Here is a 16,028-nt window from a genome sequence, read left to right as displayed (position 1 = left end):
GTTTCAATCCACGCGCCCATGAAGGGCGCGACAATCTCGTCCGGTAGACTCTCCGCCAGACAGTGTGTTTCAATCCACGCGCCCATGAAGGGCGCGACTTTCGGAATCGGTAGACGTATCTGAGCGCGTTTCCGTTTCAATCCACGCGCCCATGAAGGGCGCGACATTTTCGGGGCAAGCTCGTCATAATGCAGAGCGGGTTTCAATCCACGCGCCCATGAAGGGCGCGACCGGTACGTTTTTCATTTAATCGGTCGATTATCAAGTTTCAATCCACGCGCCCATGAAGGGCGCGACTTTTTTTCCGTTTGTATCAATCGTATCATGTTACGTTTCAATCCACGCGCCCATGAAGGGCGCGACTATATCGGGTGATATTCATCGGTACGGTGGTCTCCGTTTCAATCCACGCGCCCATGAAGGGCGCGACTGGTCACGGGAAGGTGTCTGTTTCGCCTATCGGGTTTCAATCCACGCGCCCATGAAGGGCGCGACTCTCGATTGCCTTATCATTCTCCGCTTTGGCCGTAGTTTCAATCCACGCGCCCATGAAGGGCGCGACTAGGGCTTAGAGGTGTGTCGATAATGGTAGAAGTGTTTCAATCCACGCGCCCATGAAGGGCGCGACTTTTTAGCCCCGGACCGTTGTACACGGGCTAAAATAGTTTCAATCCACGCGCCCATGAAGGGCGCGACGTGGTTCTTCAGCCTATCGGCGCGATAGAATCAGAGTTTCAATCCACGCGCCCATGAAGGGCGCGACCATATCGTGTGCTCCTCTTGATTCCACTTGGGAAGGTTTCAATCCACGCGCCCATGAAGGGCGCGACGTGCTGTGGGCTCTGTCACTGCTGGAGTTACTCTTGTGTTTCAATCCACGCGCCCATGAAGGGCGCGACTACAGCGTGACCGGCGGGTATAGCGTAGGGACACGTTTCAATCCACGCGCCCATGAAGGGCGCGACTACAGCGTGACCGGCGGGTATAGCGTAGGGACACGTTTCAATCCACGCGCCCATGAAGGGCGCGACCACAACCGACCGCTCAGCATCCGTTGTTGACACGTTTCAATCCACGCGCCCATGAAGGGCGCGACAGCGGTCGACGCGATATGGGGGAGAAGATGATAGTTTCAATCCACGCGCCCATGAAGGGCGCGACTTCTCGCCAGTTCGATGTAGGCGAGCGCGTCTAAGTTTCAATCCACGCGCCCATGAAGGGCGCGACGATATTTCATACTGCAATTCCGATACGTGTCGCAGTTTCAATCCACGCGCCCATGAAGGGCGCGACCTTGGGGCGTCTTAGGCTTTTCTTGTGTCTTCCGTTTCAATCCACGCGCCCATGAAGGGCGCGACTAATCCTGCCAGCGCCAGTAGCTCCAGCGATGTATGTTTCAATCCACGCGCCCATGAAGGGCGCGACTGATAACGGATTATCATCGGTGATAACGTTTTTGTTTCAATCCACGCGCCCATGAAGGGCGCGACGAGATTATATCCGGCAGAATTTGCCGACCATCAGAGTTTCAATCCACGCGCCCATGAAGGGCGCGACGTCGCCTGTGATTCGGGCGATGGCGAGTAGACAGAGGTTCAATCCACGCGCCCATGAAGGGCGCGACAACATCCGCGAAAAGCATTTCAACCTTCCCCTGTGTTTCAATCCACGCGCCCATGAAGGGCGCGACGACTACGGTACGGAACGCATATTGAGCGTATTCCTGTTTCAATCCACGCGCCCATGAAGGGCGCGACCTCTCGCGGCCATCGCCGACATAAACATGGGCAAGTTTCAATCCACGCGCCCATGAAGGGCGCGACGCACCTGTCACGGGAAGGCCTGGCCATGCTGGAGTTTCAATCCACGCGCCCATGAAGGGCGCGACATGGACAGCCATACGTTTTTGCGGATGTCATATGAGTTTCAATCCACGCGCCCATGAAGGGCGCGACGTTACAGTTTGCTTCGCCGCGTATGTCGCGGTGATGTTTCAATCCACGCGCCCATGAAGGGCGCGACGTGGACAGGATAGTAATTAACTCCGGCTGTGATAGTTTCAATCCACGCGCCCATGAAGGGCGCGACGTGAACGTTAATGCCGCTGGCCGTCTTTCGGCCGTTTCAATCCACGCGCCCATGAAGGGCGCGACCTCAAAATCAAACGCGAAAACGGAACGACGATTGTTTCAATCCACGCGCCCATGAAGGGCGCGACGTGGAGTTACGTGCTGGTGGTGTACCACAACCGCGGTTTCAATCCACGCGCCCATGAAGGGCGCGACGGCCGGAGTGCCGCACATTATAAGGACTGCTATAGTTTCAATCCACGCGCCCATGAAGGGCGCGACGGCCAATCAGACCTCATCAGGACAGCGGTGGAACGTTTCAATCCACGCGCCCATGAAGGGCGCGACCGAGAGGGCAGAAGGAGAATGAAGATGAAGACAGTTTCAATCCACGCGCCCATGAAGGGCGCGACGCCGCCTCCAAGCATTGCCACATCGGATGCTGGGTTTCAATCCACGCGCCCATGAAGGGCGCGACCTAATACCGCAACTATCACCCGTTCGGTTGGCGGTTTCAATCCACGCGCCCATGAAGGGCGCGACGCTAATCTGCCCGGACGGAGCAGTCCGTCCTTGAGTTTCAATCCACGCGCCCATGAAGGGCGCGACTATTTTGATAGTGCCCAGATAGCGGAGGCTGTCAGTTTCAATCCACGCGCCCATGAAGGGCGCGACAGTATCTGAGTTAACCTCCGATACGACTATTATTTAACACATCGATTCCGCGTAACCAAGCAAAAACTTGCGAGCATACACTAAAGCTTGAGCACGACGCACCTCCAAGTCTCAGCCTTGTATAAGGTTATCCGATATCGCGGACTCAATGCAAAAACCTCATCAGCTTTACATACGCGGATACGCCTTGACAGACTAAATAATAAGCGGCCCCTCTTGATCGTAAGTCGCTTTTGCCCCGATATGCTCTATGCGTCGTTTATAATTTGCCCCCAGATAGTAGGCGCGAAGGCTATCCCGCTCAACATCGATGATGCTCTGCAGAGTAAACCAAAGCTTTGTCCACTGCGCCGGATCGACCAGACACTCGAAGACTGAGTTTTGAACCCGCTGACCATAGCTACTGCATACTTTCGAAACTCGTCGCAGCCGTCGTTTGCCGCCTTCTGATTCGGTGCTGACATCATACGTTACCAAAACCATCATCTCATATCACCTCACAATCTCGTTCCATTTCCGCCAACGCAGGCGGGCGTTTCAGATACAATTCACTAATTTTCATTTCCAAACAAATGGCGGATACACTTCAAGGTCGCCGCGAAGATGACGCGCCAACAGCATTGCCTGCACATGGGGCAGAAGTCCGATGGCAACTTTTTCATCGATAAAAGGATGTTGTATCTCTTCGCGTTTCCTTTCCTGATATGCCACCAGAACAATTTTGCGTCCCTTATCATCCATCGTCACTGCGCCAGATTCACTTTTGCTAAAATTTGCGGCGGTGAGTTGTTTGCGGTTGATAAGCGAGAGCGCAAGTCGGTCGGCGAGAATAGGACGCAATTCCTCCATTATATCGAGCGCCAATCCCGGCCGTCCCGGCCGGTCTCGGTGCAGGAAACCGACAGCTGGATCAAGGCCGACCGCTTCGAGAGCCGAAACGACATCGTGCATGAGCAGTGTATAGAAAAAAGATAGTAGGGCATTGACATTATCAAGCGGAGGGCGCCGGTTCCGACCACGGAAATAAAAATCCCCCTTTTGCGAAGTAATGAGCAAATCGAACACATTGAAATATCCTGCGGCGGCAAGCCCCTCGGTTCCACGCACCACATCAAGGTCCACGAGTTCCTTTAGATCGGCAAGATGCCGCGCCAGTTGGCGTGCGGTGTTGCCAAGCTGAGTGGAGACAGTCTCGTTTGCGGTTTCCCTGGCCGCGCGAAGCAACACGGTTCGTGAGTTGGCAATTTTCCCGATAACGATGGCTCGTGCGAGTACCGAGGAGAAAGCGCGATCATCGGCTCTTCGATATTGCTCGCGGCGCAGGAGCACATTTCCGGACACCGGCCCCTGGACTCTGGCCCAGAAGCGGCCATAGTCGCTGAGAAAACTCACCATGACATTCCGTTCGCAACACAACCCAAGTAGCGGAGGCGAGCAACTCACTTGTCCAAAACAGACAATACCGCTTATGGTATGGATGGGGACGCGGAGTTTGGTCTCATGGTCGATGGAGACCTGGACGCTTTCTCCATCGCGAGAAAGATACGCACCGCTTGTGGTGACATAGAGTGTGTTAAGCAGATGTTTCATTTCCCTTCCTCCCCCCGTGGTTCCACTGGCATTACAGCAGATTCGGCTGCAATGTCGGCAATTATTTTGTTTAGATACGAAACAGGATTTCGTTTGCTTCCGGTTACTTTTGGCATGCAGATATCGATGAGAGAACAACTGCGACACTTCTTTTCGTAAACTGGGGGAGGGGTTTTGCCAATTGCGGTCAGCTCATGAACTCGCGCCGCCGTTTGTTCTGTGACCTGTCTAAGAGCCGGCGTGAACGATACCGCATGTCGATGCCGTGTCTGCCCATAAAAAATTGCGCCATTGGGGACGCTCACACCAAGCATTTCTTCAATGCAGATTGCCTGGGCGCAAAGCTGAACCTCATCGCAGTGATCGAATTTTGGTTTGCCGCGTTTGTATTCGATGGGAAACGGACGCCAGAGACCGGACAGGTTATCGAGAGGAATAGCGGGCGGCAAATCCGTACTTGTCGCGACTCGGGGAGGCGATATCATGTCTGTTTGCGGCACACTTTCGCTCGCCGAGTCATTCGACGATGTTTGCTGAGAGCTCGCCTCGGAGAGATGAAACTCGACGACATCACATATTCCGCTCAGACCATGCTGGAATGAGTGAACGCGAAGACTCCGCGTGATATGAACAGGGTGGGCCTGCCCGCCATGGCGGGTCTCGGAGTCGGGTTCGTGGGCATGCTGGTGAAGCTGTGCGCCTTCGGAGGTCAGACGGTTCTCGGCCCAAATATTTTCGATATATATGAGCGCCCACTGCCGTTCGCAGAAGACGAGGTGCTGGAGAGCTGAAATGGGAAGCAGATCATCTTCGGAGTAGCGGGGCGCGGAGTGTAGATTCATGGTCATATCTCCTCTCGTTTTTGAGCGCTCCCATAAGGGAAAGATTCAGTTGTGAAAGAGCCAGGAGGGGAGGCTAAATAACTAGTCCCTTCTCTCTGGCGTATATTAAAGGAAGGAGTCCTTCCACAATTCCGAGAAAGTCCGGATCATAAGCGGTAGTCCATTTGTAGAGCTCATCCGACCCGTCAACTGGCAAGATATCCAGCTTTTTGAGCTTTGACGACCAAAGCCTCACACTGTTCTTTTGGATAATTTTCGATGAAAGTTTTTGGCCATCTTCCAGTTGCTGGATAATTTTCTTGTCTATGACGACAAGACGTGTTTCAGCCGTGATAATTTTACATAGCTTTGAGACGTCAGGATATTCTGGCGATCTTTCCTGTTTTCTGATTTCCTGCGCTTTTGATGATCCATTGAGCAATACTTCTCTTCGCAATGCCTCGGTTACTATCTCGGCAGGCGAACTCCTTCCGTCTCTTAATTTATCGAACTTCCCTTCATCAAACAATCGGCCGAGTATTCTGGCCGAATCCTCAAAGTCAGGATGGGCGCTAATCACCCCGTCAGGTCGGACGCGGAAATCCCATACTGCTCCTCCCCCCTCGACCTCGGAATTGCGGTTGACCCGCCCGCCAACTTGAATCAGACATGCTGTCGAAGATGATTCGCGAAAAGCAGTCTTGAATGAAAAGTCCATGCCTGCTTCAACGCAACTCGTAGCAACTAATGTCCAATCAGTATTCTTTGCGGAATCCAACAACTTCTTAATTCTTTCAATTATTAGCTCCCGATGGATGGGACAGAGCGCTGTGGATAGATGCAAGGTCAGCCCTTTCGACTCCTTTTTTAACTCGTGTGCCACGACCGCGGCAGACTGGACAGTGTTAAGAATTACCAGTCTCGGACCAGGTTTAGAAAGGATGAAATCAAGAAGTTCTTTTCGTTCAAGAACGGGAGGATGCCTTAATGGGCAAATCCGTTTTCCTTCAAGTTGAATCGCTCTTTCTCTTAGGGCATCAGGAATGATGTCCGTTATCTCTTCGGTAGGTTCAATAAATTCTTTTAGGTTCCAAAACCTTGTCAAAGAGCCCGAAGCAAGAACACATCGACAGCTCCAATTTTGACACAACTCTTTAAGCCACAGCCACGTTTGCGGCCAGATGTGGGTCGGTAACGCAGAGTGCGATTCGTCTATGAAAATTGCCGATCCGGGCAATTCATGCAATTTTCTCAATTGTGCCGGTTTGTAGTGCGAAAGTGTCTCAAAGAATTGTACCGCAGTTGTGACAATAATTGGCGCTTTCCATAGTGTTGTAAGATATCTGAAATCTTCGCATTCGAAATCAACTTGATGATGGTGCTCGGCGACTATTTCTTCAGGATTTTCTCCCTCTAACACCAAACACTTTCTGTATGTCTCGACTGATTGTTGAATGATATTCGTGTACGGAAGAATTACGAAGACATGCCGAAGTTCCATCTCCTTAGCCAATCGAAGCATGTGCGCCATGACAGCGGTCGTCTTACCGCTCCCGACCGGCGCATCACAGGAGCGAATGAGTTGCGTGGGATCGATTTCGCAACTTGCCTGATAAATGTCAGATCGCAGAGATGTCCGTGCCTCCTGGGATTGGGATTGGTCTGATTCTCGCGCTTTTCTTGCTTTCTCTGCGACATACGCATCTAAGGCGGCAATTCGCTCCTTCCATCGTACCTTTGGAAAATCAGTCGGTTCTTTTTCTCCATAATGACGTGCCGTATCACTATGATCCGCATCAACCAAACATGAGAGCGAGAGGCGGCGCTCAATGCCGGTCCTTTTGCAGTTACCACCAGATGGCTCCTCGGCACTCTCAAGAGTCTGATAATGATTGGCTAGGTAATTCCTCAAATGTGTATCAGTCACTTTAGCAATTTCGCTATCTCGCATGAATAAACGGCCTTTGCTAATTTCCGTTCCATTCGAGATCAAGCCAACGTGATGAGCATAGACAAGCAAAGCAGATTCAAAACGTTTTAGGTTTGTGAGAAGGTGAGCAGTTCCCGCATCAACATGATTAAGGGTCAACTTCTTTCTTCCTCCGTTCTTCATTGCTTCCTGATTCCGCGAATCAAGTTTTCCCAAATCGTGGTAGGTAGCCGCAATGAGGATATCCGATACAAACACTTCTCTCTCACCTGAGTAATACTCCAGCATTCTCCGAGCATTGGTGATAGCCCGACAGGAGACGTTCTGAATGTGAATGGAATATGGCTGTTCGGGAATTCCCTTCTCCGGTCTCGCGCTGTGCGCTAGATAGGTCATGCATCTTCTCCCACTTGCAACATAAGATCACGGAAATCAGCGAGCTTTGTTCGTAGTTCGCCGACATCTGTTGGAACATGGTAATCAGACCAAGATGTCGATGGTTTCTCTGAATCATCGCCCTTTCGGCGAGGCGTCAATTTTTCTATGAGAGAAAAATCAGAGCATGAACCCAGAGGCGACTTATGTTCCATGTACCAGGCATGACGTATCCCTACAAACGGTCGGGCAGTTGACAAGTTATGGGAATAGGCGTATGGAATGAGTTTCAACATGAGGTCAACGTCTACCTGCTTACAGCCGGATCGAGAAGCTGCTGAGGGGTTGACGAAGAATGGCATTGTATAAACGCCATGCTGCACATATCGGGAGCCGAGCGGCGCCATTCCACGGGTCTTACCTTCCTGGACACCTGCCTTGTTCGTATTGGTGTCGCGCTCGATAAATACCGGGGACACTGAAACTCCCATGCCGACTTGCACAACTCCTGTTTTGATATAATTGGAGGCACCCTCCTCGAGAAAAGTGTTTCCAAATAATCTTCCGTCCCAATACTTCGAGACAAAAGTGTTATCAGCCAATTCCTTTTCTATCTTTTTTCGCTCTCGACTTCTGGATTCAAGAATCCAATAGTCATCTGGGCTCAAAACAGGAGTAAATGTTCGTGAAATTGCATCCCACACCGGGGTTCTCTTTGTGTCCGTTATATCGGGCTGGACTAAATCCCGAAGCTTTCGCTTAAAGGAGACTGGTGAAATTTTTCCGCGCTCGTCAGGTCTCTGACGAGGATCGCTTTCTCTGTCCGGATCTCCATTAGGATTTGAATTGATTACTTCAATAATGAGCAGTCCACTGGCCCGCTTTACTTCGTCTGCATTTTTAATGTTTGGCATCGTCTTCCTCACTTAGATTGGTGTTTAGGTTTTACTCTTTTTCGTGGCGGGCGAGATAGCCTAAAAGTATCTGCGCCCGATCAGAGTCTGCTGCCTTCGACGGTATAGTTTTCCCTTTTAATAGTTCAACGATTAGACCAAGTTGTTCCAAAGTCAATTTTGCTTGCCTCGGATCTATCTCGCCTCCTACTGAGTCCGATTTAGCCGTAGTTGCCCACGCCTGATAGATTCCTATGCGTTCTGCGAGCATTGACAACGCCTTCTCAGGATTATTAAGCGCGACGGACAAATGAGCATTGCCCATCAATCGCATCGGCACTGATTTACGAACAATTTTACAATATTCATGGTGAAGGGTGTCGGCTAAATTGAGCATCCTTCCCACGTTAAACGGAACTTCATACATATACTTCTCCTTTGTTATGTCGAGTTTTGATAATAATATTCCTAGAAATGCAACTACTGCTAAGCAATGGTTTCGCGCCATCGCAGTAAAATCCTTCCAGCTTTTTTCATTCTCGCCGGGGTTTTTAATAACACCCCCGATCCCGATCAAGAGTGGTTCAGTTCGCAAAAGAAGTAACCGCAACAACTTTTTTGAATTGCGTCTCATTCGAGGACTGCCTGGTATATACACATCGTAAACTTCAGAAAGCGTGATACCGCTTACATCCGATCTTCCATGCCCTAATCTGTTCCATTGAGATTTGAACAACTCCATTATTGAAGCCGGTGACGGCATTTGAGTTGTCTGCTGAGTTGTCGTACTGTCAATTCTGACAGGCAGTGAAAATAGGGGAACGTTCGACGAACCTGTTTCCCATTGTTCTGCTCCAAGAAATACATCGCGGACAGTAAATGATGTGTTCACAACCATTTGCTTTCTTCCTGGATCAATGGCGGAGATTACGAACAGCCGCAAAGCTGAATGTGGTTCAATCGCCGGATTTCCCCTGAGAGCTTCACATACAGTCTTACAGATATGCTCGAAGGCATTTTCTCTTTGCTCTTCTTGCGGAGCTTCCGAGAACATACTTGCCATTTGTAGGTCTGCCTCAGGCAGCGTCTCAAGATAGATGATAAGTAAATCGACCCCTTTTGGCTTCGGACTTGGTATTGCATTCCACGTCAGTCCTCTCTTTGCAGGCTCGGTAATTTTTTGTAGCGAGTTCGTTAACTCTCGGTAGGTGTCGACACCTATGGGAATAATACCTGTTGAAATCAAACGATACCTGTAATGACAGTCGGCATCCTTGTTCATGGACATCAAGTAAGTAAGACCGATCTTTGGCAGGGTGGGTTGAGGCGATTTGAGTGTCTCAACTGGAATCTTCTCACCGGTCAGAGCGCACACTGTCTCTGATTGCTCCGTCGTCTCGGTATCCAAAAGGCAGTGATTTAGTTGTTTTCTCGAGCTTGCCGAGTAGATACTGCCAACGGCCTCATAATCATGAAAATCCAGGAGAACAGTTACTTTGGTGGATTCAAGTTGAGAAGTATTCTTATTCCATTTCCCCAAAAGCAATTCGCCTGCGAAATCACGCGCGTTAGGACTCATCGCCCCGCTTTTGTAATCTTCCATTATGGCATCAGTTATCGAACGAACAACGTCGCTAATTTCTCCCCGTGTTTTCTGACCTTGTAATAAACGATTGTGCAGCTTATGAAAAAGGTTGTCTTCACTCACATTTCCTTTCATTGCCGTTAAAATCTGGTCTGGAATGCCACCAAACTGACCCTCTAATTTCTTTAACTGCTGCGAATCATAAGCAAGAGCGTTTCCGCCACAGAGATCTCGCATTGCAGCCCATTTCTTGGCTGATTCGTCCTCATTCAAGATTTTTGTCTCATATGTCTCAGAATCAACGGACCAAAAGGGAGACTCAATGTTGAGAATCGGAAAACGCGAATGATTGCTCTGTTTGACCTGCCAGTAGTTCGCCATTTTTTCTTTGCCTTGATATTCGATAGACCCCACCGATCCGTCCTCTCTTATCCTCAAAATAAAAAAAGGGGAGCCCTTCCCAGTCGTAAGCGGCTGAATCCAAGTGTGTCCTTTCTGCGCCTGTAGTCCGCTTGCGCTAAGGCTTTTAGATAAATGATAAACTTCATTGAGCATGAGTAACCTCAATTTCTGATTCTTCGTAGGAGAGCACTCCGTTGGTGATCATCACATTCTGCCTGAAACGCGGCGCAACGGCTCCATGAGAGAGTGAATCAAAAACCTCATGGAGCATAGATGGAATAATTTCATTCATTGAGATTTGCACCTCAATCTTATTCCCTTCCGAATCAACTTGGCGAAAGGATCCGACATACGAGGGCGTAAACTCGTTCCATCCAAGGCAAGGTGTAGAATAGCTCTGTCCTTTGAGAAGCCGACGATTAAACATGTCCTGAAGCGCGTGGAGATGGTTTGTCGGTCGAGTGTTCGTTCTTACTTCTTCCACAACACCATATAGACGATAACAAACATCGATCAAAATTATTGCAGGCAATTGGTAGGAGGAGCCTAACGTAATTTGATTCCTTTTTCTGAGCGGTCCACCATAATTGGTTGTGTATTTAGAATATTGCAAAGGCTTGCATATCTCGACCTTCTTTGGCCTAATAGTGGCACTGTCTAATTTAGCGATAGCTTCGAACATACCCTTTGCCGCGGAAAACGTCGGAGCGGGGTAAGAGATTTGTGCCGCCCCTGTGTCTGGACGTGTCCACATCGCCGCCGGGCCAGCGATTTCCATTTGTACTTCGTAGCTCTTCATGAATGCGTTCTCCTTTCGTAACGTAATTTCATATATCCTAAGTACTTAGCGATCGAGCAACAAGCCCCAGCCCCAAATATACTCGCATATTCCTCCGCCCGAGCAGCCACATCAGCCAGATGTTCCCTCAATGGTGACATCCTACCCGAATCACTGCGTGAATGTGATAAATAATCCGGCCTATCATCAGCCATAGATAATCCTCTTACAAAAAATATACTACGGTCGCTGTGCGTGCCGCACACAACATAGCTCCCTGCCCTATCTGCAAACAAGAAGCTTCTCGGAATTATGATATATGAGCCCACTGACAGATTCTGTCAGTGAAAATTTAGCTGATTAATTAATTTCTTCTGTCAATCCGATAATTCCGCAAAGTGCGGGTCGAGAGCGACTTCGCGTTCTGTCGGCCCGGCATGCGCGGTAAAGGACTGGTGAAGAGCGCGGCTTGCTTCCGCCGTTTGTCCAAGCAAAGCATAGCAACGAGCCATATTACAGAGAACTTCGCCGTTAATATGCGCGTCGCTTTGGATAGTGTTCAAAATTGTCAATGCCTTATCGTTGTCACCCAGCCCGGCAAAAGCCATCGCGCGATAGACCTGTATATGCTGATCGCTTGCTTTGCCGTTGGTACTATCGGGGGTAAGCGCTATAACGTGCGAAAAATGTTCTTTCGATGTATGGGCGCTTCCTTCAAGTTGGTCGAGAAATCCGAGATAGTAGTGTGAGACAAAAAGCAGGCAGTCAGCTTTAATAGACTCTTCAAACTTTGTCTTGGCCGAAGCAAAATCTTTGTTGAGAATATGGATATAGCCCGCATCGATATAGCAGTTTGGATCCCCTTGATATTTGATTGCAAGTTGAAAGTTTTCGAGCGCAAGATCAAACACGCCGAGTTTCATGTAGACCACGCCGAGGTTGTAATAGGCCCGTCCGTAATCGGGGCCAAGCTCGATTGCGCGATGGAGGGTTGCCACCGCGACGGTAAATTTCCTTTGATCCATACTGATGAGACTCAAAAGCAAAAGTGTCTCAAGGTCAGTCGGCGCAAGCTCCAAGGATTTTTTCGCCCACTGCGTCGCCGATTCATAATCACCACCTTCGCGTTTCAACCAAGCCAGCGTTCTGAAGCCGACAGCATATTTCGGATTATATTCAACGGCGGCATAAAAACATTTCTCGGCATTTGCCATATCGCCGGTAAACATATAATAACGCCCAAGCGAACGGTGCGCCTCGGGAAGCGCGGAGTCAATTTTAAGGGCTGTAATTGCCTCGAGTTTTGCCTGATTTATCCGTTCGGTTGTTCTGTCGAAAAAGGCCATATACTGAAACGTGTACACATCTGAAAGACCAGTATGGGCAAGCGCAAAATTTGGTTCTATTTCCAGAGCCTTTGTGTAAAGTTTCACTGCAAGTTTAAGATCGTCGGCCGTGTTGGTCTGATAGTAGCTCTTGCCTTTCAGGTAATAATCATAGGCCGAGACATCGGTTTTCAAGTAGTCATCAACCGGAATTGGCGCCACACCGGTTATTGTCGCAAGTGATATCGATGTCGCTTCGGCGGCTTTAAAGAGAAGTTGGAACAGTTTCGATGCGGCACCCTCGTATGTCTCTCCCGCGACCAGTTTATTCTCCTTCGATGAGTATATGCTCAACTGCAGACGAAGACTCTCCTGCCATTTCATAAGCGAGCCGGTGATAATAAAATCCGATCGGCATTTTTTGAACATCTCCTGTATGTCGCGGGTCTGAGAAGTCGCTGGCTCCGCGCTGATAATGAGATCGGTGCGGCGTGAAATCTCACGAATAACATCTTCGGTAAAGCCCAAACAGAAATAATCCCAAGTCACATCTCCGGACAGATTCTTCAGGTCAATAACAGTTACCTTCTGTTTAGCTTGTGAATATGGGACGGCTTCGCTTGCGCCATTTGATCCGCGCTGAGAACTGTTTATGAAATCGAGGGCGGCAGAAATATTCTCAAAGCGTCCTTGCGGGTTTTTTGCCATGAGCGTCATGACAAGCGCATTTACCCATTGGGGCAGATCGCTCTTGCGTTCACACGGCGGGATTGGTTCCTCATGTAGAATCGAATACATGATACTCGCGGCATATTCCCCTTCAAATGGTCGGACACCGGTAAACAGTTCATACAAAATCGCTCCGAAACTGAATTGATCGCAACTAAATGTCAGCGGCTGGCCCGATAACTGTTCGGGGGACAGATAATGAAGTGTCCCTTCAACATCCCCTTGTTGATCGACAGAATCAGTTGAGATAACTTTCGCCAGACCGAAATCAAGAATCTTCACCGCTCCGATCTCGGTTACCTTAATATTTTCAGGCTTGAGGTCGCGGTGAATAAGGCCTGCCTGATGTGCGTCCTTGATTCCTCTTCCAACCTGTTTTGCCACGTCGAGCTTGTAGCCGAAATCTTTGTCCCTGGCGGCTGAACGAAGATCTATTCCGTCGATATACTCCATCGCTATATACGGCTGATCTTGGAAAGTCGAGTGCTCCCAAATTTTGACAACATGCGGAGAGTCTATTCTAGCGGCGAGCTTAGCCTCAGCCGAGAGATTCGCGCGATAAACCGCCGAATGAGAAAACTTTTCATTGAGTAGTTTTAGCCCAACTACCCGGTCGAGGCTGGGATCAATCGCACGGTACACAATCCCCATGCCCCCCTCGCCAAGCACCGCGTCGATCGTATAGTGGCTAAAGAGAGCGCCCTGTTTCAGCATCGATTCGAATCTCTCAGTAACATTTGGTTGCTGTTCACATCGTAAATCATTGATTTTGCTCAATTTCTGAGATATACTTCATATTGGTTTCGGCTAAATGTAAACACAATTAGGTGATATATGCCAGAGATTTCAGATATAGAATTGACGCGAATGAAGAGGGCGGTCGAAGAACTGTCTGTCCTTAACAAAATTGCTATTGCCACCAATATCTCAATGCCCCTCGAGAAGATAACCCAGATAACCCTCGACCATTGCCTGAAACATGTCCATACCACACAGGGAGCCGTTTATTTACTAAAATCCGAAGATAAAGCCGATGACAAGGCTGTCACTTTTGTACGCCGGAACGACCCCACAATTACCGAGCTTCCCTTCCATGTCGACGTTACCTTAACCGGCTGGATGATTAAGAATAGGACAATATTCATCAGTAACAGCCCCGACACAGATGACCGCATTAAAGGTATCGACCTCGCGCCTCTTGGCATCCGCTCAATTTTGGCGGCCCCTCTTCTGTCTCAGAAGGGACTGCTCGGATTGCTTGTTCTCGTCAACAAAAACGACAGCAATGGATTTAATGATAACGACAAGCGATTTCTGGCCATTGTTGCAGCCCAAAGCGCCAAAATCATTGAGAATGCCCGGCTCTTTGAAAAAGAGCTCCAGCTTCGTGACATTCAGATCGAGATTGACCTGGCCCGAAAAATCCAGGAAGGATTTTTGCCGAAAGGAAATATTCTCGATCCCGGCTTTGAGATTTTCGGATTTAACTCCGCCGCCAAACAGGTGGGCGGTGATTTTTATGACATGATCCGGCTCAAGGACAACTCGATCCTCCTCTCGCTGGGGGATGTCTCAGGCAAAGGTATCCCAGCCGCTTTGCTGATGTCGAATGCGCAGGCAGTGATTCGTTCCCATGCCGGAAGCAGCGATTCGGCAGATTTAGTCAATCTGATCGAAAGTCTCAACAGGCTTATCTGCCAGTTCACTCAGCCAGGACAGTATATCACAATGATTCTCGGATGCTTTGAACCTGCTCTCGGTAAATATCGCTATGCAAACGCCGGGCATCCGTCGGTTATCGTCGTCCGCAAAGATAGCAGTCTGGAATTGCATACTGACTCCGATCTGGTCGTAGGCGTTCTCCCTGGCTTCAGTTATCACGAACACCAGATATCGCTCTCATCGGGGGACACATTGTTTCTGTTTACCGATGGTATCACCGAGTGCTTTAATTCATTGGAAGAACAATTTGGCGATGATTCGCTTGCCGCCGCCCTCATATCAAATAGCCACCTCCCCGCCCGTGATATCTGTCAAGCAGTATTAGCCCGTATGAATGATTTTAGGAAGGATACCGAGCAGTCCGATGATATAACTATGCTCGCGCTCAAAGTACGTTAGCAGCGTTTTCCCCCTCCATCGTGTGTCGCAACCCAGGTAGACACACTTTTCCCAACTGACCTGAACTCATTCTTTGCTTGACTTTATGCCATTTTCCGTTACTTTTCATACCGTACGCTCTGAATGATCGTGACTCGTCTCGATATAGATTCTTTTTGAAACAATTGCCAACCTCTGAGGCGTGTGGCTGTCTTTATCAAAAGCTTTGAAATGGAACAAAATAAGAATGGCGTTACTATGCCGGAGAAAACATATGAAACTTGTTATCGCCTTCGCACTGTTTGCTTTGTGTGCCTCAGTTAATTCTGAGACGATACAACCACTCCCGGAATCCGTTCCTTCAACTGCCACAGTCATGCAAAGCATGTCGACCATGCCTCTGGCCTTCACCCAAAACAACGGCCAGTGGCCGGATAGTATACTCTATCGGGCTAGCGCCAATGGCGCAACGATGTGGTTTACTAAGAGTGGTGTGTATTATCAGTTTGTCCGGCAGTTGCCGGATGAGGCAGCGAGCTTCATTGGACCGCGGGCAGAGACGAGCGAACTGAGATTGCCGCGTCTGCCCGCCCCGCCACAGCGGGCAGGCGTGGAGGGTCGTTCCTTAGAAGTCACTCCTCGCAACGACAGTGTTGACGTCTTGTCTCAAGTAGGTCAGTCCGCCGTGGCGGACCGCTGTGGCGGGGCGGACCGTGATCCTGACGTCTTGGATCCCCTACACTCGGGTACCCCACT

At 49.5% G+C, this 16,028-nt stretch carries 10 protein-coding genes and 1 CRISPR repeat array; of the genes, 2 read left to right on the top strand and 8 right to left on the bottom strand.

Annotated features, from left to right (window positions below; all coding sequences use genetic code 11):
- Position 1: 1 nt before the first annotated feature.
- Positions 2-2,744: a CRISPR direct-repeat array (repeat unit 31 nt; unit sequence TTTCAATCCACGCGCCCATGAAGGGCGCGAC).
- A gap of 195 nt (positions 2,745-2,939) precedes the next feature.
- The 8 genes from cas2 to SGI97_01875 form a co-directional block, all read right to left on the bottom strand.
- Entirely contained in the window at positions 2,940-3,230 is a 291-nt protein-coding gene (gene cas2 / locus SGI97_01910) for a CRISPR-associated endonuclease Cas2 (GenBank protein ID MDZ4722652.1), read from the bottom strand.
- 72 nt (positions 3,231-3,302) lie between these two features.
- Positions 3,303-4,334, bottom strand: a complete 1,032-nt coding sequence (gene cas1c / locus SGI97_01905) for a type I-C CRISPR-associated endonuclease Cas1c (GenBank protein ID MDZ4722651.1) — start codon at positions 4,332-4,334, stop codon at positions 3,303-3,305.
- On the bottom strand, positions 4,331-5,176 hold the full coding sequence (gene cas4 / locus SGI97_01900; protein MDZ4722650.1) for a CRISPR-associated protein Cas4: 846 nt from the start codon (positions 5,174-5,176) through the stop codon (positions 4,331-4,333). Before cas4 ends, cas1c begins: the two co-directional genes overlap by 4 nt.
- Positions 5,177-5,249: 73 nt before the next feature.
- Complete coding sequence (locus SGI97_01895; protein MDZ4722649.1) at positions 5,250-7,481, bottom strand: DEAD/DEAH box helicase family protein; 2,232 nt, start codon at positions 7,479-7,481, stop codon at positions 5,250-5,252.
- A complete protein-coding gene (locus SGI97_01890; GenBank protein MDZ4722648.1) occupies positions 7,478-8,374 on the bottom strand; it encodes a type I CRISPR-associated protein Cas7 in 897 nt (298 codons plus the stop codon). Before SGI97_01890 ends, SGI97_01895 begins: the two co-directional genes overlap by 4 nt.
- A 31-nt stretch (positions 8,375-8,405) precedes the next feature.
- Positions 8,406-10,352, bottom strand: a complete 1,947-nt coding sequence (locus SGI97_01885; GenBank protein MDZ4722647.1) for a hypothetical protein — start codon at positions 10,350-10,352, stop codon at positions 8,406-8,408.
- A 130-nt stretch (positions 10,353-10,482) separates the two neighbouring features.
- Positions 10,483-11,139 (bottom strand): CRISPR-associated protein Cas5, encoded by a 657-nt coding sequence (gene cas5, locus SGI97_01880; protein MDZ4722646.1) that lies wholly within the window; start codon positions 11,137-11,139, stop codon positions 10,483-10,485.
- A gap of 356 nt (positions 11,140-11,495) precedes the next feature.
- Positions 11,496-13,886, bottom strand: a complete 2,391-nt coding sequence (locus SGI97_01875) for a protein kinase (protein MDZ4722645.1) — start codon at positions 13,884-13,886, stop codon at positions 11,496-11,498.
- Positions 13,887-14,006: 120 nt separating this feature from the next.
- On the opposite strand from SGI97_01875, the gene SGI97_01870 reads away from it, so the two are divergent.
- Together SGI97_01870 and SGI97_01865 are read left to right on the top strand one after the other, a co-directional pair.
- The gene (locus tag SGI97_01870) at positions 14,007-15,293 is read left to right on the top strand and encodes a GAF domain-containing SpoIIE family protein phosphatase (GenBank protein ID MDZ4722644.1); all 1,287 of its coding nucleotides are present in this window, start codon (positions 14,007-14,009) and stop codon (positions 15,291-15,293) included.
- 226 nt (positions 15,294-15,519) lie between these two features.
- On the top strand, positions 15,520-16,028 hold a 509-nt coding region (locus SGI97_01865; protein ID MDZ4722643.1), incomplete at its 3' end, for a hypothetical protein.

The organism is Candidatus Zixiibacteriota bacterium (assembly GCA_034439475.1).
Classification (GTDB): domain Bacteria; phylum Zixibacteria; class MSB-5A5; order GN15; family FEB-12; genus JAWXAN01.
This window is presented reverse-complemented; position numbering and strand designations above follow the sequence as displayed.